Source organism: Pigmentiphaga aceris (genome assembly GCF_008119665.1).
Classification (GTDB): Bacteria; Pseudomonadota; Gammaproteobacteria; order Burkholderiales; family Burkholderiaceae_B; genus Pigmentiphaga; species Pigmentiphaga aceris.
Genome location: NZ_CP043046.1, coordinates 4,894,295 through 4,920,431 on the forward strand (window position 1 = coordinate 4,894,295; position 26,137 = coordinate 4,920,431).

Here is a 26,137-nt window from a genome sequence, read left to right on the forward strand (position 1 = left end):
GCCCTACGATAGACAAATCGCCTTACTGCGAGTTTCCCATGCACCGTCGCGAACTACTTCGCCTGGCCGCTGCGGCAGCCACTGCCACCTCGCTGCCGCGCTGGAGCTGGTCGGCCACACTGACGCAGCGCGCGCTGTTTCCATTGGGTGTCGCAAGCGGCTCACCTGCACCAGACGGCGTGGTGCTGTGGACCCGATTGCTGGATGGCCCCGTGCCCGGCACGGTGCCCGCCGATACGCCACGTGTCTCGTTGCCCGACTCAGTAACCGTGCGCTGGGAAGTTGCTGAAGACGAAAATTTCCGCCGCATCGTTCGCCAAGGCGAAGCCAACGCGTTGGCCGCACTGGGACACGCCGTGCACGTCGACGTCACGGGATTGAAGCCGGACAGCTGGTACTGCTATCGCTTCATGCATGGCGACGCCGTCACCCCGACGGCGCGTACGCGCACGGCCCCTGCCCCCGATGCCATGCCGGAGAAAATCCGCTTTGCATTTGCGTCCTGTCAGCGCTGGGAACATGGGCACTATGCAGCGTATCGCCACATGCAGCATGAAGACCTGGACCTGGTCTTGTTTCTGGGCGACTACATCTACGAATACGCCATGCCCAAGACGCAGCCCGGCCAAGCCCTGGCACGCACGCATAGCTTGGCCGCCGCGAAAACGCTTGACGACTACCGCGATCGATACGCGCTATACCGTACCGACGAACACTTGCAGGCTGCGCACTGTGCCTGTCCGTGGATCGTCACCTGGGACGACCACGAGGTGCAAGACGACTACGCGGGCTTGAGCGGCGTGGGCGACGCGCAAGCATTTCTGGCTCGCCGCAATGCGGCCTACCAAGCCTTCTATGAAAACATGCCGCTGCGGGCATCGGTGCTGCGTCATGGCTTGCAGGGCTTAGGTACCCCTGATGCCGTGCAGGTACATGCGCGCCATGACTGGGGCAGATTGCTGCGTTTTCATGTGCTGGACACCCGGCAATACCGCAATCCGCAGGCTTGCCGCACGCCAGGAGAAAAGCCCCAAGGCGCGGTGTCGCCAGCGCAGTGCCCGGCATTGATCGACCCCGCACGGTCAATGCTGGGCACCGAGCAGGAAGACTGGTTGATGCAAGGCTTGGCGCAGGACGCAGGCACCGACACACGCTGGAGCGTACTGGCGCAACAGACTATTTTTTCCCAGCGCAATTACCGACTGGCACCGGAAGAAAGTTATAGCGGCGACACCTGGGACGGCTACCCCGCCAGCCGCCAGCGCCTGCTCAACGCGATCAGCAGCACCCGCCCGCGCAACACAGTCTTCGTGGGCGGGGACATTCACCAGAACTATGTGTGCCGTGTGCTGGCCGACTTCGCTGCGCCACAGTCCCCGGTGATTGCCAGCGAGTTCTGCGGCACGTCTATCTCGTCACGCAGCAATGCGACCCAGCACCGCACGCAGAAAATCATCGATGACAATCCGCATGTATTGTTCGCCAGACCTGACAAGCGCGGTTATGCGATCGTCGACGTGACACCTAAACAATGGACCACCACGCTTCGTGTCGTGGACGACGTGATGCGTGCCGATAGCGGCGTGTCGACGCTGGCGCGTTTTGTCGTGAACGATGGTGTGCCCGGCCCACGCGCGGTGTGACGTCAGGTCAGTTCAGCTCAGGTCAGCGCGTCGGCGAAAAGCGGACGCCACAATGCCAGCTTCTGCTCAAAATTCAGACTTGCCGCAGCCGGTGAGGACGATGGCAGCTTGAACACTTGGTAGCCGTGTTCGGCCAGGTGCTGTCCATGTTTCCACGACAGCGCACCGTTAAAACCGATGCGTGCCAGTCGCGGGGAAGTGTCCCGGAGATAGGCCGCCAACGGATTGACCTGCGCATCCATAATGGCCGCATCCAGGCTGCCTTCACGGCGGCATTCGGCCACGACATCCCACAGCCCGACACCATGCGCGGCAGCGGCACGCAGGCGTTCTGCATAGGGCAGCGTGGCCAGTTGCGCGTCGTCCAGACATGCACCCAGCAAGCGCCAGAACTGGTTGCGCGGGTGGGCGTAATACTGCGCCTGCACCAGCGAGGCCACGCCAGGGAAACTGCCAAGCAGCAGGATGCGCGTGCTGGCGTCGAGAAGGGGAGGAAGTCCTTGAAGCATGAGGACAATGTTAACGGTGCGCAGCGCGGTATCGGCATGACGGTGCAGACAGCACTGCCCCGAGCGAAACCCGTTCGATCAAACCTGTTCATACCCCCACGTTCAACGCACCGCACCAGCCCGCATCATTGCCGCGGCCCGTTCGCCAATCATGATCGTCGGCGAATTGGTATTGCCCGAGGTAATGGTTGGCATCACCGATGCATCTGCAATGCGCAAGCCTTGCAAGCCATGCACGCGCAACTGCGAATCGACCACGGCCCCGTCGTCAGCATTGCGTCCCATCGAACATGTGCCCGCCGGATGGAAGATGGTGGTGGCAATACGCCCGGCTGCAATCGCCAGTTCGTCGTCTGTGCGCACATCCGGTCCGGGCAACCATTCCTGCGGTTTGTAGGGACGCAGTGCAGGTGCGTCCACGATGCGCCGAACCAGCTTCAGTGAGTCGACCGCCACTTGCCGGTCCTCGGCCGTCGCCAAGTAGTTCGGCGCGATCTCGGGTGCAGCATCTGCATCCGCGCTTTGGATGTGCACACTGCCACGCGAGCTCGGACGCAGGTTACACACGCTGGCGGTGAACGCATCGAAGGTATGCAGCGGTTCGCCGAACGCGCCCAGCGACAGCGGCTGCACGTGGAATTCCACATTGGCGCGCGCCTGGCCCGGATCGGATCGCGCGAACATGCCCAGTTGCGACGGTGCCATGCTCATCGGCCCGCTGCGTTTAAGCAGGTATTCCAGCGCCACACCCGCCTTGCCGCGCCAGGTAGACACCAGGCGATTCAAGGTCAGCGCCCCTTCGATCTTGACGACGGCGCGCAGCTGCAAATGGTCTTGCAGGTTTTCACCGACGCCAGGCAAGGCGTGATGCGGCGTGATGCCCGCTTCGCGCAGGCGCGCGGGTTCACCGATGCCTGACAGTTCCAGCAGCTTGGGCGTGTTGACGGCCCCTGCGGACAGCACGACTTCACGCGTGGCGCGCAGGTCGCGGCTGACACCGCCGTGACGCACCCGCACGCCCACGCAGCGTTTGCCTTCGAACAGCAACGTCTCGGCATGTGCGCCTGTCAGCACCTGCAAATTTCGTCGCTTGCGTGCAGGACGCAGAAATGCCTTGGCGGTATTCCAGCGCCAGCCGCTTTTCTGGTTGACCTCGAAATACGCACTGCCAAAGTTGTCACCACGATTGAAGTCTTCCGTGAACGGAATGCCCTCTTGTGCTGCTGCCTGCCTGAACACATCCAGGATGTCCCAGCGCAGGCGCTGTGCTTCTACCCGCCATTCACCACCCGTCCCGTGGTGCAGGTCACCGCCACGGTAATGATCTTCACTTTGCTTGAAGACAGGCAGCACATGGTCCCAGGACCAGTCTGCATCGCCTGTTATCGCCGCCCAGCCGTCATAGTCTTCGCGCTGTCCGCGCATGTAGATCATGCCGTTGATCGACGAGCACCCGCCCAGCACACGACCGCGTGGATAACCAATCGACCGTCCATCCAGGCCCGGCTCGGCGCGTGTTCGATAACGCCAGTCGGTACGCGGGTTGCCGATGCAATACAGGTAGCCCACCGGAATGTGAATCCAGTGATAGTTGTCTTTGCCACCGGCTTCCAGCAGAAGCACGCGCACCGACGGATCTTGCGACAGGCGATTGGCCACCACACACCCTGCCGAGCCTGCGCCGATGACGATGTAGTCGTAGCTGTCCATGTTCCCTGCCCCCGATGCGAAGGCCCACACTCTCGCGCCACGGACAAGCGCCGTCCAATGAGTTGTAGAAAACCGCAATATAAAAACGGCTAATAATGTGAGTTACTGCGGTTCGCGCCGTGATCGAGCCGTATCGGTCGCGCGTCTTCTTCGGGTTATCTCCATGGACATCAAGCACCTGCGCACCTTTGTCGAGGTGGCCCGCCAACGCAACCTGACGCGTGCCGCCGAGACCTTGCACCTGACCCAGCCTGCGATCAGTCTGCAGCTCAAGCATCTGCAGGCCAGCACCGGCCTGGCCCTGTTCACACGCACGGTGCGCGGCCTGGTGCTCACCGCAGATGGGCGTGCCATGCTGACAGCAGCCGAACGAGTATTGGGTGCCTTCGATGACTTCGACGCGCTGGGCGATTCCTTGCAGAACACTGTGCGCGGCAGCCTGCGCATCGGCACCGTGCTGAACCCGGAATTCCTGCGGCTGGGCACCTGCTTGCGACAGTTGCTGGAACGGTACCCGCACTTGCAGACCTCGCTGCGCCACGGCATGTCGGGGTGGGTAGCAGCACAGGTGCAGCGCGGCGAACTGGACATGGGTTTCTTCCTGGGACCGTTGCCCGCAACGACGACAGGCAGGCGCAAGGTGGGGGGCGGCAGTGCCGATCTGGACAGTGCTGAAGCTGGCAGCGTGAAAGGCACCGATCTGCTGCACACAGACCCGGCACAAGGCAGTACCCCTTCCCGCAAGCAGGCATTGCATCTGCAAGCGCTCGCCCCGTTTACCTACTACGTGATTGCTCCGCAGGATTGGAGTGCGCGCATCGAAGGTCAAGGCTGGGCGCAGATCGCCGCCCTGCCCTGGATCGGCACGCCACCCGACTCGGCCCACCACCGGCTGTTGTCAAAGAAATTTGCAGCACTTGGCGTGACTCCACGCGTGGTGGCCGAGGTCGATCAGGAAGCCTCGATGCTCGACTTGGTGCGTGCCGGCGTGGGCTTGTCACTGGCACGCGATTCCATCGCTTTGCGCGAGTCTCAGACCGCTGGCCTGCAGATCGTCAAGGGCTTGTCGATCCGCACGGAACTGGCGTTGATCTGCCTGGAAAGCCGTCGGACCGATCCGGTGATTCAAGCGGCGTTTTCGGTGATTGGGCAGGCGTTTCGCTAGCGTTGAAAGCCGGCGAAAAGCCAGACACGAAAAAGGTCTCTGGACGAAAAACGGCCCGCTGAAAACGGGCCGATTTCATTCGGCGAAGGTCGATTGAATGCACTGCTTCCATCAATGCATGTCAATCAGTCCACATCAACTCAGTGCGCAAACGCCAGGAACGTCTCGTCCAGCAGATCGATGTATCGCTGCTTCGTCGCCGCGTCCGCAAAACTGCCTTCGAAGGCGTTGCGTGACAACTGGTATGCAGCATCTGAATCCAACCCAGTGGCCGCAAAGGTCTGCAGGAAGTTGTCGTTCATGTAGCCGCCAAAATACGCCGGGTCGTCCGAGTTGATCGTGACGGCCAAGCCTGCGGCCAGCAAGGCCCCGATATTGTGGTCCGCCAAGTTGGGGAACACACAGAGCTTCTGGTTCGACAAAGGGCATACCGTCAACGGAATGCGCTCGCGCGCCAGGCGGTCCATCAAGGCGGGGTCGTGAATGGCCTGCACGCCGTGATCGATGCGCTCGGCGTGCAAGACATCCAGCGCAGCATGAATGTAGGCAGGCGGTCCTTCTTCACCCGCGTGCGCCACGACATGCAAACCCAGTTCGCGGCATTGTGCGAAGACCCGTGCGAATTTCTCGGGCGGATGCCCCAGTTCGCTGGAATCCAGACCCACACCGATGATGCGGTCCAGATACGGCTTGGCTGCTTCCAGCGTGGCGAAGGCGTCTTCTTCGCTCAGGTGCCGCAGGAAGCACAGGATCAGCGATGCATCGATGCCGAAGTCCTTCTTGGCATCGACACAGGCGCGATGCAGGCCGTCGATCACCACCTGCATGGCGACGCCACGTGCGGTGTGGGTCTGCGGGTCGAAGAATATCTCGGCACACACGACCTTGTCGGCAGCCGCGCGGCGGAAGTACGCCTGCGCCATGTCGTAGAAATCCTGCTCGCGCAGCAGCACACTCGCGCCTGCGTAGTAGATGTCCAGGAAGCTCTGCAGATTGGTGAACGCGTAGGCGCGTCGCAGGCTGTCCACGTCCGGGTACGGCAGTGCCACCCCATTGCGCGCAGCCAGCGCAAAGATCAACTCAGGCTCAAGCGAACCCTCGATATGGATGTGCAGCTCGGCCTTGGGCATGCTGCGCAGCAATTCGGGAAGTCGCTCGGCGGCGATACGGGGAACGACGGGTCGGGAGTCGGCAGGTCGGGGGTCAGTCATGGCAATCCTCGGAAGCGCGACAGGTGAGGGTCGGGTGTGCGGTTCAGATACGCAGTTCAAATGTGAAGTCTGAAAGCGAGCAGCCTGAGCATGCCGTGCAGACATGCAGCGACAAGATGCAATGGCAACATGAAATTCAGCGAACCACTTCAAGCAGAGCGTCGAACGGCAGCATGAGCTGCCGTTCGACAACGCCACTCAGAAGTGCAGCACCTTCTTTTTAGCACTGGTCATGAAGATATTGCCGCTGAGCGCGCGCGCCCAGGCTTGCGCTGGCAAGTCGTAGCGTGCGGTCACGGCATCGGCACGCGCCTCGAACGCGACCGAATCGATTTCCAGCGGCGGGCCGGTGAACCCCAGCACCACGCGGTTTCCTTCGTCGAGTTCGGGCAAGACCATCACCCGGCCACGGAAGGCTTCCTGCATACGCAGGAAATTGCGCTTGAAACTTTCGTGCTCACCGAACAGGTTCACGGTGATCATGCCGGCTTCGTCATCGCCACCCACCACACGCCGACACGCCTGGTAGAACGCCAGCGAATCACGCACCGGGCCACGTGCCTCGGCGTCGTACAAGTCCACCATCAGCACCCGGCAACTGCCTTCGTTCTCGGGGCGCTCGACCCACAGGCCAGCGTCCTCGTGTTCGATGGAGAAGCGCGGGCCTTCAGGCGGCAGCTTGAAGTACGCGCGACACGCCGCAGTGACGCGCGGGTTCCACTCGACGGCCCGCACCTGGCTGCGCGTATAACGCAGGCAGTAACGCGCAAGTGCACCGGCACCCAGTCCGAGCGTACCGATGGCCAGCGGCGTGCGCGGCGGGTCCAGGAACAGGAGCCACGCCATCATCTGCTGCGTGTAGTCAAAGATCAGCTTTGGCGGATCATTGATCTGCATGCCGCCCTGCACCCACGGGGTACCGAAGTGCAGGTAACGAACGCCGTCCAGTTCCGAGAACGTCGGCTCGTCGGCCTCAGACGGCCCGGAGGCCACCTGAGTCGATTTGCTAGTGCGGCGGGTCAAGCCGATGCCTGCGGCGCGATGCCGGCCAGCAGCAGGTTGTTCACACGGCGCACGAAGGCGGTCGGGTCTTCCAGCGACGCGCCTTCAGCCAGCAGGGCCTGGTCAAGAATGACCTCTGCCCAGTCGGCGAACACCGCGTCGCCCACGTCCTGCACCCGTGCCACCAAGGCGTGCTGCGGGTTGATTTCCAGAATCGGACGCGATGCCGGCGCTTCCTGACCAGCGGCCTTCAGCATGCGCAGCAGGTGCGGGCTGAGTTCGTTGTCATCGACCACCACGCAAGCAGGCGAATCCACCAGGCGGAAGGTGACACGAACGTCCTTCACGCGCTCGCCCAGCGCCGTCTTCAGGCGTTCGACCAGCGGCTTGAAGTTCTCGGACACTTCTTCCTGCTGCTTCTTTTCTTCTTCGTCGGCCAGTGCGCCCAGGTCCAGGCCACCCTTGGCGATCGAGACCAGCGTGCGGCCATCGAAATCGCGCAGGAAGGACAGCATCCATTCGTCGACACGGTCGGTCAACAGCAGCACTTCGATGCCCTTCTGGCGGAAGATCTCCAGGTGCGGGCTGTGGCTGGCAGCGGTGTAGCCGTCGGCCGTCACGTAGTAAATCTTGTCCTGGCCTTCCTTCATGCGGCTGACATAGTCAGCAATCGACACGCTTTGGGTTTCGTTGCCGGTGTGGGTAGACGCAAAGCGCAACAGCTTGGACACACGCTCCAGGTTGGCGGCGTCTTCGCCCGTGCCTTCCTTCAGCACCTGGCCGAAGGCTTCCCAGAACACCGCGTAATCTTCCGGCTTGTTCTCGGCCAAGTCTTCCAGCATCGACAGCACGCGCTTGGTCGAGCCTTCGCGAATGGCTTTGACATCACGGCTTTCCTGCAGCAGTTCACGCGACACGTTCAGCGGCAAGTCGGCCGAATCGATCACGCCGCGCACGAAGCGCAGGTAGCCCGGCAGCAGTTGTTCAGCGTCTTCCATGATGAAGACACGCTTCACGTACAGCTTCACGCCGTGCTTGGCGTTGCGATCCCACATATCGAAGGGAGCGCGCTTGGGCACGTACAGCAGCTGGGTGTACTCGCTGCGACCTTCCACACGGTTGTGGGTCCAGGCAAGCGGCTCGTCGAAATCGTGCGCGACGTGCTTGTAGAACTCCTTGTACTGCTCTTCCGTGACTTCCGACTTCGAGCGTGCCCACAAGGCGCTGGCCTGGTTGACGGTCTCGTCTTCGTCGGTCGTGACCTGCTTGCTCTGCTCGGCGTCCCATTCCTCTTTTTTCATCAGGATGGGCAGCGAAATGTGGTCAGAATAACGACGCAGGATTTCGCGGATGCGGCGGCTGGTCAGGTATTCGTCTTCCTCGGCGCGCAGATGCAGCACCACGTCGGTACCGCGCGTGGCCTTTTCAGCGGCTGCGATGGTGAACTCACCTTCGCCAGCCGATTCCCACAGAATGGCTTCCGACGGCGCGGTGCCAGCACGACGGCTGAGCACCGACACGCGGTCGGCCACGATGAAGGAGGAATAGAAGCCAACGCCGAACTGACCGATCAGTTGGGCATCTTTCTGCTTGTCGCCAGTCAGCTGGCTGAAGAATTCCTTGGTTCCCGAACGGGCGATGGTACCGAGGTTGGCAATTGCCTCCTCGCGCGTCATGCCGATGCCGTTATCGGAAATCGTCAGCGTGCGCGCCGCTTCGTCGATCGAAATACGGATCGCCAGGTCGCTGCTGCCTTCGAACAGCTCGGGCCGGTCGATGGCCTCGAAACGCAGCTTGTCGCTGGCGTCTGAAGCATTGGACACCAGCTCGCGCAGGAAGATTTCCTTGTTGCTGTACAAGGAATGGATCATCAGGTGAAGCAGTTGCTTCACTTCGGTCTGAAAACCAAGGGTCTCGGAAGTCGGGGTCGATTGCGTCATGGATTTTCCCTACAGGGAGCATGATTGGAACCCGGCGCAGTTTGGGCCGCTTCGGCTGATTTCAAGCCCTGTTCTGGGACTTTGCCAGATCGCCAGCAACGACATTCTCGGAAGTCAGTATTAGCATGAATAAAAAACCAACCACCGTTGTGCCGTCAGTTGGCTCCGATTTGACTGAAACCTGGCAGCGAATGGCCGACGATCCGTCTCCAGAAAACGCAGGCAGCACGAGCATGCTTCAGGCAGGCGCCAAGCGCCGCGATAAAGCTGGAGACAAACAACGCGCGCTGCGTGACTTCCTGCACGCCCTGCCCGCCAGCACCCTGGCCGACAAACTGCTGGACTTGGCCGATAGAGATCGCGACATCGATCGCGACTTGCACCAGTGGCAAACGCTCCACACCGCCCGCGACACCCCCAAGGCATTGAAATCTGTCATCACCACCTTGATGGCATCCAAGCGCGGGTTCATCGACAGACGGGAAACCAGGGAGTACGTACGTAGTGCACAGGCCGTCTTACCGCTTCTGCAACAGGCCAGGGAATTGAGCCCGGAGGAAGGCGCAACGCTGAGCTTGCATGCGCTGCGTCGAATCTGGCGTGTACTTGAACAGGCGGATGATTCCCACGGCGGCATGGGTGGTCTGTGCATGGCAATCGGCGAACAATGGCTGTTGGCGATACAGGCCATCAGTACTCAACCAGCAGGCTTCGGAGACAAGCTGGTTCAGATTCAACTGGACGATCCCATCGGCATGCTGGATGTCAGCGACGTGTTGGCAAGCATGGGACCGGCGGCCTGCGAACGTTATCGACTCGCCTTGGCGGAACGCCGACACCAAGCCAAACATGCCGTGGCCGCCGCCAAGGCCGAGTGGGCAGCAGCACAGCGTGGTCACATAGCAGAGCACTTTGTCGTGGAGCACGGCGCTGGCGAAAGCGAAATGACGTTATGGCGACTGGAGCGACTGTACCTGTCTCACCTGGAGACAATCGGCGACATCGACGGAGCTTTGACCGTGCTGCGCGAAGACATGTCCAATGCCGAGGCACACAATCGCGTTCTGGATTTTCTTCAAAAGCACGGACGTCAGGGAGAAATGCTGGTGCTGGCGGAACAAGGCACCAGCGCATTTCCTGGCGATCACCGACTGCAGTCTCATCTGATGCGCTGCTATGAACGCGATGGCCGCACCAGCGAAGCGCTGGCTTTGCGACGAAAGCAATTTGAATCTGCGCCTGACCTGTACCGCTACGAAAGTGTGCTGAAAGCGGGGGAGGCAGACGGCCAAGATTTGGTGAGCTTGCGACAGGCGCTGCATGATTTTCTTGCTGCCGCAGAAACTACACCCCGCAAGCAACGCTTGAACCGGGAAGGCTCGGCCGCGCGGGATGTTTCCATACGCGTGAATATTTTGCGCTCGGAAGCACGCTGGCTTGACGCCTTGGCGCTGACGCAGGCACCTGCTTTCTGCGAGAACCTTGTCCGACTGGAACTAGCCAGAGAACTGCCGCCAGACTTCCACGTCCAGGCACTGGAACTCATGATCTCGGTTTTTCATAGTCTGATGCAGCCGGCTGCTGGCCAATATCGCCACGAACTTGCCTTGGTCGACGAGATTCTGAAACGGATGACGGCCGATCAGGGCGCGGCATGGCTGGCTGAGATACGCATCGAGTACAAAGTGAAACGCAACTTCATACGGGATCTGCCGGCGTCTGGAAACTGACTGCTTAGGTATCGGCAGAGAACACGATCGCTCAAGCAAGCAGCGATCAACCGCGCTGCCAACAACCTGCCTCGCTCAAACCCCGGCCGCGCCGCCCGCCCAGCCCGGCGGGGCCAGTTGCATGATCTCGCGCGCCACGTTTGATAGCGGCACTACGCGCTCGACGCCGCCGCGACGGATGGCTTCTTTCGGCATGCCGAACACCACGCAGCTGTCTTCGTCCTGCGCCAGCGTGCGGGCACCGGCGGTGCGCATCTCCAGCAGGCCGGCGGCACCGTCGTCGCCCATGCCCGTCATGATGATGCCAAGCGCATTCTGGCCGGCCGAGCGCGCTACCGACCGGAACAACACGTCGACCGAGGGCCGGTGGCGGTTGACCAGCGGGCCGTCGACCACCGACACCACGTACTGGGCACCGCTGCGGCGCAGGGTCATGTGTTTACCGCCGGGGGCAATCAGCGCCCTGCCCGGCAGTACGCGATCGTTGTCCACGGCTTCGCGCACCTCGATCTCGCACAATCCGTCCAGCCGGGAGGCAAAGGCGGCGGTGAAGCGCTCGGGCATGTGCTGCACGATCACCAAACCCGGCGATACGCGTGGCAGAGAGGTCAGCACCAATTCCAGGGCCTGCGTGCCGCCTGTAGAGGTGCCCAGCGCAACCACACGTTCAGTAGTGCGGATGGTTGCCGGGCCGCTGGCTGCCGGCAGGATGGCGTCAGCAGTGAGTTTGGGTGTCGGGGTCAGCGGCAGTTCACGGCGCACGGTCTTGCTGACCCGGGCACGTGCGGCAGAACGCACCGTAGAGATCATTTCCTGGGCGGATTCGCTCAGGAATTGCTTGAGCCCCAGCTTGGGCTTGGTGACGATGGCCACCGCACCTGCGGCTAGCGCATCGAGCGTGGTCTTGGCACCGCGCTCGGTCAGGGTCGAGCAGATGACGACCGGCGTCGGCCGTTCGTTCATGACTTTCTTCAGGAACGTAATGCCGTCCATTTTCGGCATTTCGACGTCCAGCACGATCACGTCCGGCCAGCGCAGTTTCATGCGTTCGATGGCCAGCAGCGGATCGGCCACGGCAGCGATGACTTCAAAGCCGGGTGCCTCCTTGAACATCGCCACCAGCACCTGACGCACCACTGCCGAGTCGTCGACGATCAGGACGGAAATCGGCGTCATTGACGCTTCCTGGCCTCGGGTGCCGCGTCGCCCGTGGGCGTGACCTGCCGCACCCAGACGTCACCGTCTTTGATGTCGAACAGCACCTGCCGGTGCCCGGCACCGAACAGGTGCTCGGCGCGCACCTGAATGCCACGCGCCGCCAGCATGTTGCGCGCTGCCTCGCCGTTGTTGCGACCGATGTGGAATTCGCGCGAGGTCGGCAGCCCGCAGAACATGTCCGCACCACCGAACACCTTGGCCACGCACTGCCGTGGGTCTACGCCCTGGGCGACCAAGCCGGACCACATCAATTCCAGCGCGTCGTCACCATAACGGCCATCGAGCGTGGCCGACGCGCGTGCACGCCGGGCCAGCAGGAAGTGCGACATGGCCCCGATCTGCCGGGCAGGATGCCACAAGGTAATGGACACGCACGAACCCAGCAGCGTGCGAACACGAAAATCTGCACCGCCGACGAAAAACTCGCCCGGTTGCAGGAACACATCGATGGCCGACCCCGGCTTGAGCAGCGGGGTGACATTGGAAGGAAATTTTTGCATCAACGTAGATGTCAGGGCTCGCCGTCGACCCCTGTTGATGACAGTTCGGTCACAGCGACTTTCGTATATTGGGAATTACGGCTTGCGGTAGGTTGCAGGCGCGATCTGGCGTACCGCGGTGCTGATCTCGTGCAGGCTTTCGGAATGACCGATGCAGAAATAACCACCAGGGCGAAGCAGCGACAATACTCGCTCAACTACCTTGCGTTTGGTTGCCTGATCGAAGTAGATCATGACATTACGCAAAAAGATCACATCGAAGCTGCCAAGTTCGGGCAGTGTGGTATTTAAGTTCGCATGACGGAAGCTGATGCGGTCGCGCAGTTCACGTGATACGAGCACGGTTCCCTCTTGTTCCCCGATGCCTTTCAGGCAGAAACGGCGCAGATAATCGGCCGGTACATGCATGGTCCGCTGGCGCACGAAGTGCCCGGTCTTGGCCTGTGCCACCACCCGGGTGCTGATATCCGTGCCCACCACTTCCCAGGGGCGGTTGCCCCGGCTGTCGGCCAGCACCATGGCCATGCTGTAGGCCTCTTCCCCGGTCGAGCTGGCGGCGCTCCACACGCGGAACGGTCGACCGCCACGTGCAAGGTCATCCGCTTCAGCGGCAACCTTGCGCAGCAGGTCGAAATGCTTGGGTTCGCGGAAAAAGTAGGTTTCGTTGGTCGTCAGCAGATCGATGGCGGTCTGGACCTCGGTCTTGTCCTTGCCATCGCGCAGCAGCGCGAAGTAGGCACCGTAATTGTCCAGATTGCGCGCGCTCAGTCGGCGCGCAAGGCGGCCGGTGACCAGCGCTTTCTTGGCCGGTGACAAGTTGATGCCAGCGGCTTCGTAGATGAAGCGCTGGAAGTCCTGGAATTCACGATCGGTGATCATCATCATGTCAGGGCCGGGTCGACGGCACACCAGCAAGCGTCGCCGTGTCGTCGGGTTGGCCTGCGGTAGAGAAGTTATAGGGAAGAGACGACGGTGCCCGACGCTCTTGGCGCAAGCTGCACAAGCGTTCGCGATGTGCATGCAACCAGGTTGGCAGGTCTTCGGCGGGCATGGGTCGCGCGATCAGATAACCCTGGCCCACGCAACAGTCGAAGGACTGCAGCAGCAACCAGTCTTCGATGGTTTCGATGCCTTCGGCCACCGTGGTCAAACCCAACTGGCGCGCCATGTCCAAGGCCGACTGCAACAGCACCCGCGAGCGTTTGCGCTGATGTGCACCGTGCACAAAAGAGCGATCGATCTTCAGTTCGGTGAACGGGATGCGTGCCAGCTGCAGCATCGACGAAAAACCCGTGCCGTAATCATCGATCGACAGGCCGAAACCTTTCAGCCGCAAGCGCGCCAGCACGCCCAGCGACACACTCAGATGCGAGGCCACCGAGCTTTCGGTGATCTCGAACACGATCTGCGCGGGGGCCACGCCGTATCGCTGAACCATCTCGACAATCACCGGCACCAGGTCGGCGTCATCAAGCAAAGATGGCGACAGATTGATCGACACTGACCAGCGCAGGCCACGTGCGTTCCAACCGGCCAAGCGAGCCAGCACCTGCGGAATCACGCTCAACGTCAACGGGCGGATCAGGCCGTTGGCCTCGGCCATTGGAATGAACTGATTCGGCGGGATCATGCCGTATTGCGGGTGTGTCCAGCGAGCCAGCGCTTCCAGCCCCCGGATGATGCCGGTGCGGATATCCACTTTGGGCTGATAGTGGACGATGATGTCGCCGCTATCGATGGCCCGCCCCAGATCGACCGGGCTTACCGTGGGCAGGGCGGGCTCGGCACGAGGCACCACGGGGTAGGTCAGCGCCTCGCCGTACTCGCGCAGGGCGCGTTCCAGCCCGCCGATCTGCAAAGGCTTGCGCAGCGCACCCAGCACGTGGAAATCCATGCTGCGGGTCATGGTGGCAATCGAATCGATCAGGGCTTGCTCACGCCCCGACACGATGATCACCGGCAGACTGAACCCTTGTACGTGCAGGTTATGGACCAGTTCAACGCCGTCCATGTCCGGCATTTCCAGGTCCAGAATCATCACGCTTGGGGTCAGCACCAGCATGGACAACAGCTCAAGCGCTTCGATGCCGTTGCCCGCTTCGTAGACCAGGTCGATCCCGGCGCGTCGGCACAGCGCGGCGGTGTGGCTGCGCTGCAGGGCCGAATCGTCGACGATCAGCACCGAATCAGGCTTGGGCGCGACACGATTCAGCATCTTGTCTGCCCCTTCCGACATGCCCGCACGCGTCGGCCCGATACGGGCCTGGACGCGGTGGTGAAACGGTGGGTGGACGCGATGATTGACATGCCAGTAGTAAGAAGTAGGATTTGAGTCCGTCAGAACCGGGTGAAGCGACTTTCGTCGACAGAATGATCCAGACTGACAGACGTGAGCTGCGGCTTGCGGGACTCACGCGTATCGCGTTGATCCCGTTTTACCGCCGTGCTGCGGCGCGAGATTATCGCAGCCGATTGTCCCGAAATCGTGAAGAACGACATGCTTTCTTGCAGACGTTCGGCCTGACCGCTCATCTCTTCGGCCGTGGCTGCCAGTTCTTCCGAGCTGGAGGCGTTCTGTTGGGTGGTCTGGCTCAGTTGCGTGACGGCAGAATTGATCTGGCCCACGCCCGACGATTGCTCTTCCGACGCGGCAGAAATTTCCTGCACCAAGTCAGACGTCTTGCGGATGCTGGGCACCATTTCGTCCAGCAGCTTGCCGGCGCGTTCGGCCAGGTCCACGCTGGATGAAGCCACTTCACCGATTTCCTGCGCCGCCACCTGGCTACGTTCAGCCAGCTTGCGTACTTCGGCTGCCACCACCGCAAAGCCCTTGCCGTGTTCGCCTGCGCGGGCTGCTTCAATTGCTGCATTCAATGCCAGCAGATTGGTCTGGTAAGCGATGTCATCAATGATCGAGATCTTCTTGGCGATCTGCTTCATGGCAGCCACCGTGGCCTTCACCGCTTCACCGCCTTCAGCGGCTTCGCTCGACGCCTTCGACGCCATGCCATCCGTAACCCTGGCGTTCTCAGTATTCTGCGCAATCGATGACGTCATCTGTTCCAGCGACACACTGGTTTCTTCCACACCGGCGGCTTGTTCGCTGGCGGCCTGCGACAGCGATTGGGCGGTTGCACTGACCTGCTCGGAAGCACCTGCCAGAGCATGCGCACCAGCGTTGACCTCTGCCACGACCGACGACAGCTTCTCGGCGGTGCTGTTGACGTAGCCCTTCATTTCATCGAAGGAGCCTTGATAGGCCTTGTCGATCCGTTTGGTCAGATCGCCTTCCGACATGGCCGCCATGACGCGCACCACATCGTTCAGGCTGTTGCCGATGGTAATGACCAGCTGGTTCAGTCCCTCGCCCATTTCTTTCTGGAAGCCTTGCATGCCGGCCAGATCGACACGCGAACTGAATTCACCCTGGTTGGCGGCCAGCACCAGGCTGCGCTGGCCAACGATCAGGCGGTCGAGCTTTTCGGCCGTGCTGTTCACATAGCCTTTCATCTCGTCGAACGCGCCTTCATAGGTCTTGTCGATGCGCTTGTCCAGATCGCCGGCTGACATGGCACCCATGACCCGCACCACGTCGTTCAGGCTTGCGCCAACGGTCGTGACCAGCTGATTCAGCCCCTCACCCATTTCCTTCTGGAAGCCCTGCAGGCCCGCCAACTCGACACGTGAGTCGAAATTGCCACGATTGGCTGCAGACACCAGCGCGCGTTGGCCGCTGATCACCTGATTCAGACGCGACACCATTTCCTTGACTGCCGCCAGCATGCTGGTGGTATCGCCCTGGGCGGTGATGACTTCGGTGCTCAGGTCGCCGTTGGCCACGCGACGCAGTTGTTCAGCGGCGTAATCAGGCTCGCCACCCAACTGACGCAAGATGCTGCGCGTGACCAGGAACGCGGCGGCAATCGCCACCAATGCGGCGGCGATACCCATGCCGATCATCAAGCTTCGCGCGAACTGATAACTGCTTTCTGCTTCAGCGACACTCTCGCGATTCTGTGTGGCTTCGTGTTCCACCAGTGCATCGATCTGACCGCGCAACACCACGCCCTGGGGGGTGTACTCCTCACGCAATACCACTGTGCCTTGATCGTTCAGGTTCTTCAACGCGAGATCAGAGACGCGATCAAGCACAGTGAAGAGCTTGCGACTGCCGTCACGGACTTGCGCCAGCATGTCGCGTTCAACAGCGCTCGTGGTCGGATCGGCCGCGAAGATGGCGCTCATGTCCTCGATCGATTTTTCGAAATTGCGGCGCAACACCAATCCCGCTTCGACTTCTCGCTGAATCACCAGTGGGTCGGTATTCAGCAGCTGGGATCGAACATTTCCCCCGAAGGCGTAATACGTCGACTTCATGTTCTGGCTATGCTGGATCAACACGTTGTTGACCCCGGTGATATAGCGCAAGCCGCTTTGCAAGTCCTGCATGCGCAGCACAGCCAACACAATGACAGCAGCAAAAATCAACAAGACGATGCCAAAGGCTGTCGCCAGACGCGTGCCGACTTTCATGTTCGTGAACATACTGGGGGTCCCACTTTTTTTTAAGCACCGCAACGGCGGAAAAACATTAACTATCTAAGATTGGTCATTGCTGACCATGGTTCGGAAAACGGGAAGAAGCGACGACGTGCTCGCCAGACTTGCGTCGCTGCGAATAGGTCACAGACAGCATTCAAAAACGTGCGAAGTTCGCCTCGTCAACATGCGAGTCACCCACCAATGACATCTCACGGCGGCGTGCAACCGGGGTGGGTGCCGCACGCAACGGTGCGCGACGGGAGGCTGCCACGACAGGCGCAGCCGGTGATGCAACCGTGAAGAACGACATGGTCTGCTGCAGGCGCTCGGCTTGGCCGCTCATCTCTTCGGCAGTGGCTGCCAGCTCTTCCGAGCTGGATGCGTTTTGCTGGGTGGTCTGGCTCAGTTGCGTGACAGCGGAATTGATCTGCACCACGCCCGAAGACTGCTCTTCCGAAGCAGCAGAAATCTCCTGCACCAGGTCGGAAGTTTTACGGATGCTGGGCACGATTTCATCGAGCAGCTTGCCCGCGCGTTCAGCCAGATCCACGCTGGAAGACGCCACTTCACCGATTTCCTGTGCAGCGATCTGGCTGCGTTCGGCCAGCTTGCGCACTTCCGCTGCCACCACCGCAAAGCCCTTGCCGTGTTCGCCGGCGCGGGCTGCTTCAATCGCCGCGTTCAAGGCCAGCAGATTGGTCTGATAAGCGATGTCATCGATGATGGTGATCTTCTTGGCGATCTGCTTCATCGCCGACACGGTTGCCTTGACAGCCTCACCGCCTTCAGTCGCCTCGTTGGAAGCCTTGGACGCCATGCCATCGGTCACGCGGGCGTTCTCGGTGTTCTGGGCAATCGATGAGGTCATCTGTTCCAGCGATGCGCTGGTCTCTTCCACGCCAGCCGCTTGTTCGCTGGCGGCTTGCGACATGGATTGTGCGGTTGCACTGACTTCATCGGATGCACCGGCCAATGCCTGCGCACCGGCGTTGACCTCTGCCACGACCGACGACAGCTTTTCAGCAGTGCTGTTGATGTAGCCCTTCATTTCGTCAAAGGAGCCTTCATAACGCTTGTCGATCCGCTGGGTCAGGTCACCCTCGGACATGGCTGCCATGACGCGCCCCACGTCGGTCAGGCTGTCACTCACCGTGGTGGTCAGCTGGTTCAGGCCCTGCCCCATGTCTTTCTGGAAGCCTTGAAGCCCGTTCAGATCAACTTGTTTGGTGAAGTCACCCTGGTTTGCAGCTTCGACAACAACACGCTGACCATCGATCACCTGTTTCAGTCGGGCAACCATGTTCTTGACTGCCACCAGCATGCTGCTGGTGTCGTTGGGCTTGATCTGGATGTCGACATTCAAGTCGCCGTTGGCCACGCGATCAAGCACCGCCGCCGCGTAGTCAGGCTCACCACCCAGTTGACGCAGCATGCTGCGCGTCACCATCAGACCGGCCACAATCGCAATCAAGAATGCCGCCACACCCGTGCCGATCAGCAAGGCGCGGGCGAAATGGAAGCTCTCCGTCGCTTCGGCTACGGCCAGCTTGTTGTCGTTTTCTTCGTACTTCAGAAACTCTTCAAGCTTGTCTTGCAAGGCGGTGTTGGGTTGATTGAATTCGTCGCGCAGAATGTCGATCGCCTGCGCTTGCTGGCCCGCTTTCTGTGCGGCAGCAACGCGTGCACCAGCTGCGCTGAGCTTGGTCGCCTCGGCGCGCATCTGCTCAACCATTCGACGCTCGGTGTCAGTAGAAGTCGGATCGTCCGACAGGATCTTGGCGAGCGCGTCGATCGACGTGTCGACAACGCCCTTGCGTTGATTCAGTCGGGCCTGTGCGGCGTCCAACTCAGCACTGTCTGCCGACAGCAGCAGACGCCGCGTACTCGCCGAGATGCCCGTCGTTGCCGAAATGGCCCGCTGTGCGTGCGAAACCATCACATTGTTGACTTCATTGATGTAGGTGATCCGGTCTTGCTGTGCCTGCAGACGCAGCACAGACACCACCACGATGACGAGTAGCAAGACCAGCACGGTTGCAAACGCAATCGCCAGACGGGTCCCTACTTTCATGCCTTTGAACATATGTATTCCAATCGCCATCACCGCGTAACGCGGTCTACCAAAACATTAAGAAAAAAGTGCCGGCCGTGACCGGCACTTGTCAAACCGCTTGAACGGATTTAGAAACGGGCAAACAAGGATTCATCGACAGCGTCATCGATCTGGGCCGTCTGACGACGGGCCACCACGACCGGCTTGACGGCACGGAGGTTGCGGGAGGATTCGCCACGCAAGGCCGGCTTGCGCAACTCGGCCACGGTATTGAGTCGGAAGAAGGCCATGGTTTCCTGTAGACGTTCGGCCTGACCGCTCATCTCTTCGGCCGTGGCTGCCAGTTCTTCCGAGCTGGAGGCGTTCTGCTGCGTGGTCTGGCTTAGTTGCGTGACGGCGGAATTGATCTGGCCCACGCCCGACGATTGCTCTTCCGACGCGGCAGAAATTTCCTGCACCAGGTCAGACGTTTTACGGATGCTAGGCACCATTTCGTCCAGCAGCTTGCCAGCGCGTTCAGCCAGGTCCACGCTGGACGACGCCACTTCACCGATTTCCTGCGCGGCCACCTGGCTGCGCTCGGCCAGCTTGCGTACTTCCGCTGCCACCACCGCAAAGCCCTTGCCGTGTTCGCCTGCGCGCGCTGCTTCAATTGCTGCATTCAGCGCCAACAAGTTGGTCTGATAAGCGATGTCATCAATGATCGAGATCTTCTTCGCGATCTGCTTCATGGCCGCCACCGTGGCCTTCACGGCTTCACCGCCTTCGGCCGCTTCGCTCGACGCCTTGGACGCCATGCCATCGGTAACCTTGGCGTTCTCGGTATTCTGCGCAATCGATGCCGTCATCTGCTCCAGCGATGCGCTGGTTTCTTCCACACCGGCGGCTTGTTCGCTGGCGGCTTGCGACAAGGATTGCGCCGTTGCGCTGACTTCTTCCGATGCGCCGGACAGTGCTTGCGCACCGGCGTTGACCTCGGTGACGACCTGCGAAAGCTTGGCCACGGTATCGTTCACGTAGGTCTTCATCTCGCCGAACGAGCCTTCGTACGACTGGGTGATGTTCTTGGTCAGATCGCCATCGGCCATGGCACCCATGACACGCACCACATCATTGATGCTGTTGCCGGTGGTGGACACCAGGCTGTTCAGCCCCTCGCCCATTTCCTTCTGGAAACCTTGCAGGCCATTCAGGTCGACACGGTCCTGGAAGTTGCCGGCGTTTGCGGCTGCCACCACGCGACGCTGTCCATCGATCACCTGACCAAGCTTGGCCACAGTGTTGTTGACGTAGTCGCGCATTTCACCAAACGAACCCTGGTAAGGCTTGTCGATGGTCTGCGTCAGGTCACCACGCGCCATTGCGCCCACCGAGCGCACCACATCGTTGATGCTTTCGCCGGCAGAAGTCACCATCTGCCGTGTCGTGTACAGCAGGCTGCTGGTATCGCCAGGACGCACCGCCACATCGACCGTGAAGTCGCCCACCGCCACGCGCCGCATCACGTCTGCCGCGTAGGACGGCTCGCCGCCCAGCACCTTGGCAAAGTTGCGCGTGATCAGGAAACCCAGTGCGCATGCGATCAATACCGCACAGATCGCCAGACCGATCAGCCAGGCACGGGTCTGGTCGTACAGCACGTCGCCAGACTGCCGGGCGTTTTCGATCAGCTCTTCCTGGAAGCGCACCATCGCCGCAGCGGCAGCGCGCTGGGCAAGCTGGCTGGGCAGGAAGTCCGAGTTCATGTACTCGATGGCCTGAACCTTGTCCGTGCGCGAGATTTCAAGCAGCCGCTGATAACGCGAGCCCGTCGCGGCGCGGGTGTCTTCCATCTGCTTGAACAACTCCCTGCCGCGAGGAAGCGTCAGCAAGGCAGAAAGCTGTTTCATCAGCTCGCCATTGCGTGCACGGTTTTCCATCAGCCGTGCCCAGATTTCATTGGCGTCGGTCTGGTTTGTAGCAAGCAGGAACTGGCCGACGAAGCGCCCGTTGTCGATCGTGCCCTTGTCGATGTTGTTGGCGAGCACCAACCTGGGATAGATCACATTGGCGATGGCAACCGTCGTTTCGTTGACCGCAGCCAGACGAAACACGGCAAGCACGGCAACGACCAGCAGCAGCAGGATGACCACGCCGAAACTGGACGCAAGCCGGGTTGAGACCTTCATGTTCGCGAACATAACTTCCTTGTTAACCGATGCACTGGCAATCGGTCTTAATCAGTGACGTGGTCGACCCGGACAACGGGAGGGAAAAATCAGAAACGTGCAAACTCGGATTCATCGATATCGTTGCTGGCGTATGCTGGCTGACGACGCTCGATGGATGGTGCAAGGGGTTTTGCCAGACTGTTCGAACGGTTACTTGCCTTGCCGCTGGCCCTGCGGGAGATCATTGGAGCCCCTGCCAACTTGAAGAACGCCATGGTCTCTTGCAGACGTTCGGCCTGACCGCTCATCTCTTCGGCCGTGGCCGCCAGTTCTTCCGAGCTGGACGCGTTTTGCTGCGTGGTCTGGCTCAGTTGCGTGACGGCGGAATTGATCTGCGCAACGCCTGACGACTGCTCTTCCGAGGCAGCAGAAATTTCCTGCACCAGGTCAGACGTCTTGCGGATGCTGGGCACCATTTCGTCCAGCAGCTTGCCGGCGCGTTCGGCCAGGTCCACGCTGGAAGATGCCACTTCACCGATTTCCTGCGCAGCTACCTGGCTGCGCTCAGCCAGCTTGCGCACTTCCGCTGCCACCACCGCAAAGCCCTTGCCGTGTTCGCCGGCGCGGGCTGCTTCGATGGCAGCATTCAGTGCCAGCAAGTTGGTCTGATAAGCGATGTCATCGATGATCGAAATTTTCTTTGCGATCTGCTTCATCGCAGCCACCGTGGCCTTCACGGCTTCGCCGCCTTCGGCTGCTTCGCTAGACGCCTTGGATGCCATGCCGTCAGTGACTTTCGCGTTTTCGGTGTTCTGCGCAATCGACGCCGTCATCTGTTCCAGCGATGCACTGGTTTCTTCCACACCGGCAGCTTGTTCACTTGCTGCGTGGGAAAGCGATTGCGCGGTTGCGCTGACTTCTTCCGACGCGCCCGCCAACGAGTGCGCACCGGCGTTGACTTCAGCCACAACCGTGGACAGCTTCTCTGCCGTGCTGTTCACGTAGCCCTTCATTTCATCGAAGGAGCCTTGATAGGCCTTGTCGATCCGTTTGGTCAGATCGCCTTCCGACATGGCGGCCATGACGCGCACCACATCGTTCAGGCTTGCGCCCACGGTGGTGACCAACTGATTCAGGCCCTCGCCCATTTCTTTCTGGAAGCCTTGCATGCCGGTCAGTTCGACACGCGAACTGAAGTCACCCTGGTTGGCAGCCAGCACCAGACTGCGCTGGCCAACGATCAGGCGGTCGAGCTTTTCGGCCGTGCTGTTCACATAGCCCTTCATCTCATCGAACGCACCTTCGTAGGTCTTCTCGATACGCTTGTCCAGATCACCCGCCGACATGGCACCCATCACCCGCACCACGTCACTCAGGCTTGCGCCGACCGTGGTGGCCAATTGGTTCAAGCCCTCGCCCATTTCCTTCTGGAAGCCTTGCAGGCCATTCAGATCGACCCGGTCCTGGAAGTTGCCGGCGTTTGCTGCTGCCACCACGCGACGCTGTCCGTCGATGACCTGATTCAGCTTGGACACGGTGTTGTTGACGTAGTCGCGCATCTCACCAAAAGAACCCTGGTAAGGCTTGTCGATGGTCTGCGTCAGGTCACCGCGCGCCATTGCTCCTACCGAGCGCACCACATCGTTGATGCTTTCGCCGGCCGAGGTCACCATCTGTCGTGTCGTGTACAGCAAACTGCTGGTATCACCAGGACGCACCGCGACATCGACCGTGAAGTCGCCCACTGCCACACGTTTCATCACGTCTGCGGCGTAAGCTGGCTCACCGCCCAGCACGCGCGAGAAGTAACGCACCAACAAGAAAGCGAGTGCGATGGCGATGAGAATGGCTGCGGCCGACAAACTGGCAATCAAGTTACGCGTCGAGGTATAGACCTGGTGAATATTGTCTCGACCTGCATCCATCTGTGCAGCCTGGAAGTTGGTGAAATCGCGCAAGGCGGCGATATACGCCAGATTGGCGGGAACAACCTCGGCATACAGATAATCACGCGCCTGCGTCTTGTCAACGGCATTGGCTGTGTACACCTTGTCGTAGGCAACACCCAGGGCCTCTCGCCGAAGGTGGATGACCTTCAGCAGCTCTCGGCCCCGATCTTTGTTCACCATGGTTTCGAGAACGTTCAGGCGCTCGATATTGCGCGCGCGGTTTTCGTTCAAGATTTTCCAGACGGCATCGGCCTCGACCTTGTCACGCGCCAGAACCAAGTTGCGAATACTGCGGCTGTCCTCAGCCAATGACTCGGCGATTTCGTTGCCCAGCTTCACGCGTGGATAGACCTCACCCGTGATGATGCTCGCCGCCTCGTTGACATCGGAGAGCCGGACCATGCTGAGGCCTCCGATGAGCAGCAGCAATATGACCACCACGCCAAAGCTCAATGCCTGTCGGGTTGCCACTTTCATATTCGCAAACATGATTTCCTTTTTTGCCAGCCTGCGCTGGTCACTCTTATATTTTTACGAACTGAACTACTGACGAAACTACGAACGATCGCAAGTTAAAAGCGGGCGAACTGCGATTCGTCCACATCATCAGCCGCATAGCCGACCTGACGACGCGGTGCTGCTGTTGAGATCACAGGTTGCTTGGCAACACGCGCAGGACGCGGCACCTCACGCACAGCCGTTCTGCGCGGCTCGGTGGCACCGGCCAGCTTGAAGAAGGACATGGTTTCCTGCAGGCGTTCGGCCTGACCGCTCATCTCTTCGGCCGTGGCCGCCAGCTCTTCCGAGCTGGATGCGTTCTGCTGCGTGGTCTGGCTCAGCTGACCCACTGCGGCGTTGATCTGTGCAACGCCCGCCGACTGCTCTTCCGAGGCTGCCGAAATTTCCTGCACCAAGTCGGACGTCTTGCGGATGCTGGGCACCATTTCGTCCAGCAGCTTGCCCGCGCGTTCAGCCAGGTCCACGCTGGACGACGCCACTTCACCGATTTCCTGTGCAGCGATCTGGCTGCGTTCGGCCAGCTTGCGCACTTCCGCTGCCACCACCGCAAAGCCCTTGCCGTGTTCGCCGGCGCGGGCTGCTTCAATGGCGGCATTCAGTGCCAACAAGTTGGTCTGATAAGCAATGTCGTCGATGATCGAAATCTTTTTCGCGATCTGCTTCATGGCCGAAACCGTGGAGCGCACGGCCTCGCCACCTTCGGAAGCTTCGCTGGCTGCCTTGGCTGCCATGCCATCGGTGACCTTGGCGTTCTCCGTGTTCTGCGCAATAGACGCCGTCATCTGTTCCAGCGATGCGCTGGTTTCTTCCACACCCGCAGCTTGTTCGCTGGCGGCTTGCGACAAGGATTGTGCGGTTGCGCTGACTTCTTCCGATGCCCCTGCCAGCGAATGTGCACCGGCATTGACTTCGGACACCACCGTCGACAGGCGGCCGACCATGTTCTGCATTGCGCCCAGCAATTGCGCGGTTTCGTCTTTGCCGCTGACCTGAATCTGCATGCTCAGATCCCCCTGGGCCAGACTGTCGGCGACTTCTGCGGCACGACGCAGGGGACGCGAAATGCTGCGACTGATCAGCAAGCCAAGGCCCACACCGACAAGAAGCGCGGCGGCAATGATCGCAATCATCGTGGTGCGGCTGTTCTGGTAGATGCTTTCGGTCTGCTCGCTGGCAGCCTTTGCGTTCACGCGCTTGAGCTCTTCAAGTTCGCCCAGCGCGGCGTCCATGACGTTGGCGTGCTGACGCACCGCATCGAGCAGACGCACCAGTTCGGGCGGACGCGATGCCAGGGGCTCGGCAGCCGCCATGGCCAAGGCGTTGGTCATGTCGCGTTGGTAATCGTCCCAGGTGTTGTCGATCTGGGTGAACAGCGCGCGGGCACGATCGGTGACGAAGCGGGTACGCGCCTGGTCGAAGTTCTCGCGGGCGGCGGTCGAGGAACGCTTGATCGACGCCTGATGACGATCACGCTCTTCCTGGGTAGTGGCCAGCAGGAAGTTGGCGCGCGCGCGGCCGATCTCGACCACGTTCATGTTGGCTTCCTTGATATAGGAAACCCCCAGCAATTCCCGGTTGTACATCTGTGCAGCGAGATCGTTCATCTCGCGCGTGTTCATCAAACCGACCACACCGACGACAGCGCTCAGGGATGCAACGACGACAAAGGCAATAACAAGACGAGTACCGATCTTGAAGTTCGATAGCATGACAAGCGCTCCTAGGGGGTTGCCGTCTTTAGACGGTCGCGTCCGCGCTGGCATCGACCAGGGCGGCTAATTCATCGATCGAGAAGACCTGGTCGACGTCGAGCAAGATGACGAATTTCTCGTCGACCTTGCCGATGCCGCGAATGAAATCAGAACGAATGCGTGCACCGAAAGCCGGGGCAGACGCGATGGCGTCGTCCGCGATTTCCAGCACTTCATTGACTGCATCGACCAGCACGCCCACTACCTGGCGGCCATGTGCGGTGCTGAGTTCAACGATGACGATGCAGGTGCGTTTGCCGACCTGGCTGGCCGAGCGGCCAAAGCGTGCCTGCAAGTCCAGCACCGGGACGACTGCACCGCGCAGGTTGAGCACGCCGCGCACACACTCGGGCATCAACGGAACCGTGGTCAGGTTGCGGAATTCGATGATTTCCTTGATCGACAGAATGTCGATGGCGAAAACTTCGTCGCCCAGCAGGAAGGTCAGGAACTGTGCCGGCTCAGCGGCGACGGCCACGGGGGCCAACTGGCGTGAGGCGTTGGTGTTCATGAGGCGATGAGTTCCTAAATATGCGGAATGAGAG

The 26,137-nt window shown here is 60.6% G+C and carries 18 protein-coding genes and 1 pseudogene; 3 read left to right on the forward strand and 16 right to left on the reverse strand.

The genetic code is table 11. The annotated features are described in order from the left end of the window. Positions 1–38 precede the first annotated feature (38 nt). Complete coding sequence (locus FXN63_RS21150) at positions 39–1,643, forward strand: alkaline phosphatase D family protein (RefSeq protein WP_148817247.1); 1,605 nt, start codon at positions 39–41, stop codon at positions 1,641–1,643. A gap of 17 nt (positions 1,644–1,660) precedes the next feature. Here FXN63_RS21150 and FXN63_RS21155 read toward each other — a convergent pair whose 3' ends face one another. Both FXN63_RS21155 and FXN63_RS21160 read right to left on the reverse strand, forming a co-directional pair. Then, positions 1,661–2,152, reverse strand: coding sequence for a DNA-deoxyinosine glycosylase (locus FXN63_RS21155; protein WP_148817250.1), 492 nt, complete (start codon positions 2,150–2,152; stop codon positions 1,661–1,663). A gap of 102 nt (positions 2,153–2,254) precedes the next feature. Continuing rightward, positions 2,255–3,862, reverse strand: a complete 1,608-nt coding sequence (locus tag FXN63_RS21160) for a GMC family oxidoreductase (protein WP_148817253.1) — start codon at positions 3,860–3,862, stop codon at positions 2,255–2,257. Between the two features lie 163 nt (positions 3,863–4,025). Here FXN63_RS21160 and FXN63_RS21165 point away from each other — a divergent pair, with 163 nt between their 5' ends. Beyond that, the gene (locus FXN63_RS21165) at positions 4,026–5,027 is read left to right on the forward strand and encodes a LysR family transcriptional regulator (RefSeq protein ID WP_148817256.1); all 1,002 of its coding nucleotides are present in this window, start codon (positions 4,026–4,028) and stop codon (positions 5,025–5,027) included. Between the two features lie 140 nt (positions 5,028–5,167). Here the strand turns inward: FXN63_RS21165 and FXN63_RS21170 are convergent, their stop codons facing one another. From FXN63_RS21170 to htpG, 3 genes are all read right to left on the reverse strand, one after another. After that, positions 5,168–6,238 (reverse strand): adenosine deaminase, encoded by a 1,071-nt coding sequence (locus FXN63_RS21170; RefSeq protein ID WP_148817259.1) that lies wholly within the window; start codon positions 6,236–6,238, stop codon positions 5,168–5,170. A gap of 198 nt (positions 6,239–6,436) precedes the next feature. Continuing rightward, on the reverse strand, positions 6,437–7,261 hold the full coding sequence (locus tag FXN63_RS21175) for a class I SAM-dependent methyltransferase (protein WP_246164922.1): 825 nt from the start codon (positions 7,259–7,261) through the stop codon (positions 6,437–6,439). Further along, positions 7,258–9,180 (reverse strand): molecular chaperone HtpG, encoded by a 1,923-nt coding sequence (gene htpG, locus FXN63_RS21180; protein WP_148817262.1) that lies wholly within the window; start codon positions 9,178–9,180, stop codon positions 7,258–7,260. The genes FXN63_RS21175 and htpG overlap by 4 nt, the downstream gene beginning before the upstream one ends. Before the next feature lie 233 nt (positions 9,181–9,413). On the opposite strand from htpG, the gene FXN63_RS21185 reads away from it, so the two are divergent. Next, on the forward strand, positions 9,414–10,910 hold the full coding sequence (locus FXN63_RS21185; RefSeq protein ID WP_148817265.1) for a hypothetical protein: 1,497 nt from the start codon (positions 9,414–9,416) through the stop codon (positions 10,908–10,910). Between the two features lie 75 nt (positions 10,911–10,985). On the opposite strand, the gene FXN63_RS21190 is transcribed toward FXN63_RS21185, so the two are convergent. From FXN63_RS21190 to FXN63_RS21235, 11 genes and pseudogenes are all read right to left on the reverse strand, one after another. Then, the gene (locus FXN63_RS21190) at positions 10,986–12,086 is read right to left on the reverse strand and encodes a protein-glutamate methylesterase/protein-glutamine glutaminase (RefSeq protein WP_148817267.1); all 1,101 of its coding nucleotides are present in this window, start codon (positions 12,084–12,086) and stop codon (positions 10,986–10,988) included. Next, positions 12,083–12,628, reverse strand: coding sequence for a chemotaxis protein CheD (locus FXN63_RS21195; RefSeq protein ID WP_187394972.1), 546 nt, complete (start codon positions 12,626–12,628; stop codon positions 12,083–12,085). Before FXN63_RS21195 ends, FXN63_RS21190 begins: the two co-directional genes overlap by 4 nt. A gap of 75 nt (positions 12,629–12,703) precedes the next feature. Further along, the gene (locus tag FXN63_RS21200) at positions 12,704–13,513 is read right to left on the reverse strand and encodes a CheR family methyltransferase (protein WP_148817270.1); all 810 of its coding nucleotides are present in this window, start codon (positions 13,511–13,513) and stop codon (positions 12,704–12,706) included. A gap of 1 nt (position 13,514) precedes the next feature. Then, complete coding sequence (locus FXN63_RS21205; protein WP_246164923.1) at positions 13,515–14,864, reverse strand: EAL domain-containing response regulator; 1,350 nt, start codon at positions 14,862–14,864, stop codon at positions 13,515–13,517. Between the two features lie 101 nt (positions 14,865–14,965). Continuing rightward, a complete protein-coding gene (locus tag FXN63_RS21210; RefSeq protein WP_148817273.1) occupies positions 14,966–17,173 on the reverse strand; it encodes a HAMP domain-containing methyl-accepting chemotaxis protein in 2,208 nt (735 codons plus the stop codon). Between the two features lie 151 nt (positions 17,174–17,324). Continuing rightward, a complete protein-coding gene (locus FXN63_RS21215; RefSeq protein ID WP_246164924.1) occupies positions 17,325–19,241 on the reverse strand; it encodes a methyl-accepting chemotaxis protein in 1,917 nt (638 codons plus the stop codon). Between the two features lie 110 nt (positions 19,242–19,351). After that, positions 19,352–21,391, reverse strand: a complete 2,040-nt coding sequence (locus FXN63_RS21220) for a methyl-accepting chemotaxis protein (protein ID WP_222863952.1) — start codon at positions 21,389–21,391, stop codon at positions 19,352–19,354. Between the two features lie 89 nt (positions 21,392–21,480). Beyond that, on the reverse strand, positions 21,481–22,932 hold the full coding sequence (locus tag FXN63_RS27130) for a methyl-accepting chemotaxis protein (RefSeq protein WP_425468744.1): 1,452 nt from the start codon (positions 22,930–22,932) through the stop codon (positions 21,481–21,483). Continuing rightward, positions 22,906–23,811 (reverse strand): annotated as a pseudogene (locus tag FXN63_RS27135) (MCP four helix bundle domain-containing protein); the annotation flags it as partial. The gene FXN63_RS27130 and the pseudogene FXN63_RS27135, both read right to left, overlap by 27 nt. Positions 23,812–23,894: 83 nt before the next feature. Continuing rightward, entirely contained in the window at positions 23,895–25,550 is a 1,656-nt protein-coding gene (locus FXN63_RS21230) for a methyl-accepting chemotaxis protein (protein WP_148817281.1), read from the reverse strand. A gap of 28 nt (positions 25,551–25,578) precedes the next feature. Beyond that, positions 25,579–26,103, reverse strand: a complete 525-nt coding sequence (locus tag FXN63_RS21235; protein WP_148817284.1) for a chemotaxis protein CheW — start codon at positions 26,101–26,103, stop codon at positions 25,579–25,581. Positions 26,104–26,137: the final 34 nt, after the last annotated feature.

What these genes read in the sequence shown, in the direction of transcription:
- FXN63_RS21165 (WP_148817256.1), top strand. Translation starts at nt 4,026, where the DNA reads ATGGACATCAAGCACCTGCGCACCTTTGTCGAGGTGGCCCGCCAACGC.
- FXN63_RS27130 (WP_425468744.1), bottom strand. Translation starts at nt 22,932, where the DNA reads ATGCGCGACTACGTCAACAACACCGTGTCCAAGCTGAATCAGGTCATC.
- FXN63_RS21155 (WP_148817250.1), bottom strand. Translation starts at nt 2,152, where the DNA reads ATGCTTCAAGGACTTCCTCCCCTTCTCGACGCCAGCACGCGCATCCTG.
- FXN63_RS21220 (WP_222863952.1), bottom strand. Translation starts at nt 21,391, where the DNA reads ATGAAGGTCTCAACCCGGCTTGCGTCCAGTTTCGGCGTGGTCATCCTG.
- FXN63_RS21235 (WP_148817284.1), bottom strand. Translation starts at nt 26,103, where the DNA reads ATGAACACCAACGCCTCACGCCAGTTGGCCCCCGTGGCCGTCGCCGCT.
- FXN63_RS21215 (WP_246164924.1), bottom strand. Translation starts at nt 19,241, where the DNA reads ATGAAAGTAGGGACCCGTCTGGCGATTGCGTTTGCAACCGTGCTGGTC.
- FXN63_RS21205 (WP_246164923.1), bottom strand. Translation starts at nt 14,864, where the DNA reads ATGTCGGAAGGGGCAGACAAGATGCTGAATCGTGTCGCGCCCAAGCCT.
- FXN63_RS21170 (WP_148817259.1), bottom strand. Translation starts at nt 6,238, where the DNA reads ATGACTGACCCCCGACCTGCCGACTCCCGACCCGTCGTTCCCCGTATC.
- FXN63_RS21150 (WP_148817247.1), top strand. Translation starts at nt 39, where the DNA reads ATGCACCGTCGCGAACTACTTCGCCTGGCCGCTGCGGCAGCCACTGCC.
- FXN63_RS21210 (WP_148817273.1), bottom strand. Translation starts at nt 17,173, where the DNA reads ATGTTCACGAACATGAAAGTCGGCACGCGTCTGGCGACAGCCTTTGGC.
- htpG (WP_148817262.1), bottom strand. Translation starts at nt 9,180, where the DNA reads ATGACGCAATCGACCCCGACTTCCGAGACCCTTGGTTTTCAGACCGAA.
- FXN63_RS21195 (WP_187394972.1), bottom strand. Translation starts at nt 12,628, where the DNA reads ATGCAAAAATTTCCTTCCAATGTCACCCCGCTGCTCAAGCCGGGGTCG.
- FXN63_RS21230 (WP_148817281.1), bottom strand. Translation starts at nt 25,550, where the DNA reads ATGCTATCGAACTTCAAGATCGGTACTCGTCTTGTTATTGCCTTTGTC.
- FXN63_RS21190 (WP_148817267.1), bottom strand. Translation starts at nt 12,086, where the DNA reads ATGACGCCGATTTCCGTCCTGATCGTCGACGACTCGGCAGTGGTGCGT.
- FXN63_RS21200 (WP_148817270.1), bottom strand. Translation starts at nt 13,513, where the DNA reads ATGATGATGATCACCGATCGTGAATTCCAGGACTTCCAGCGCTTCATC.
- FXN63_RS21185 (WP_148817265.1), top strand. Translation starts at nt 9,414, where the DNA reads ATGCTTCAGGCAGGCGCCAAGCGCCGCGATAAAGCTGGAGACAAACAA.
- FXN63_RS21160 (WP_148817253.1), bottom strand. Translation starts at nt 3,862, where the DNA reads ATGGACAGCTACGACTACATCGTCATCGGCGCAGGCTCGGCAGGGTGT.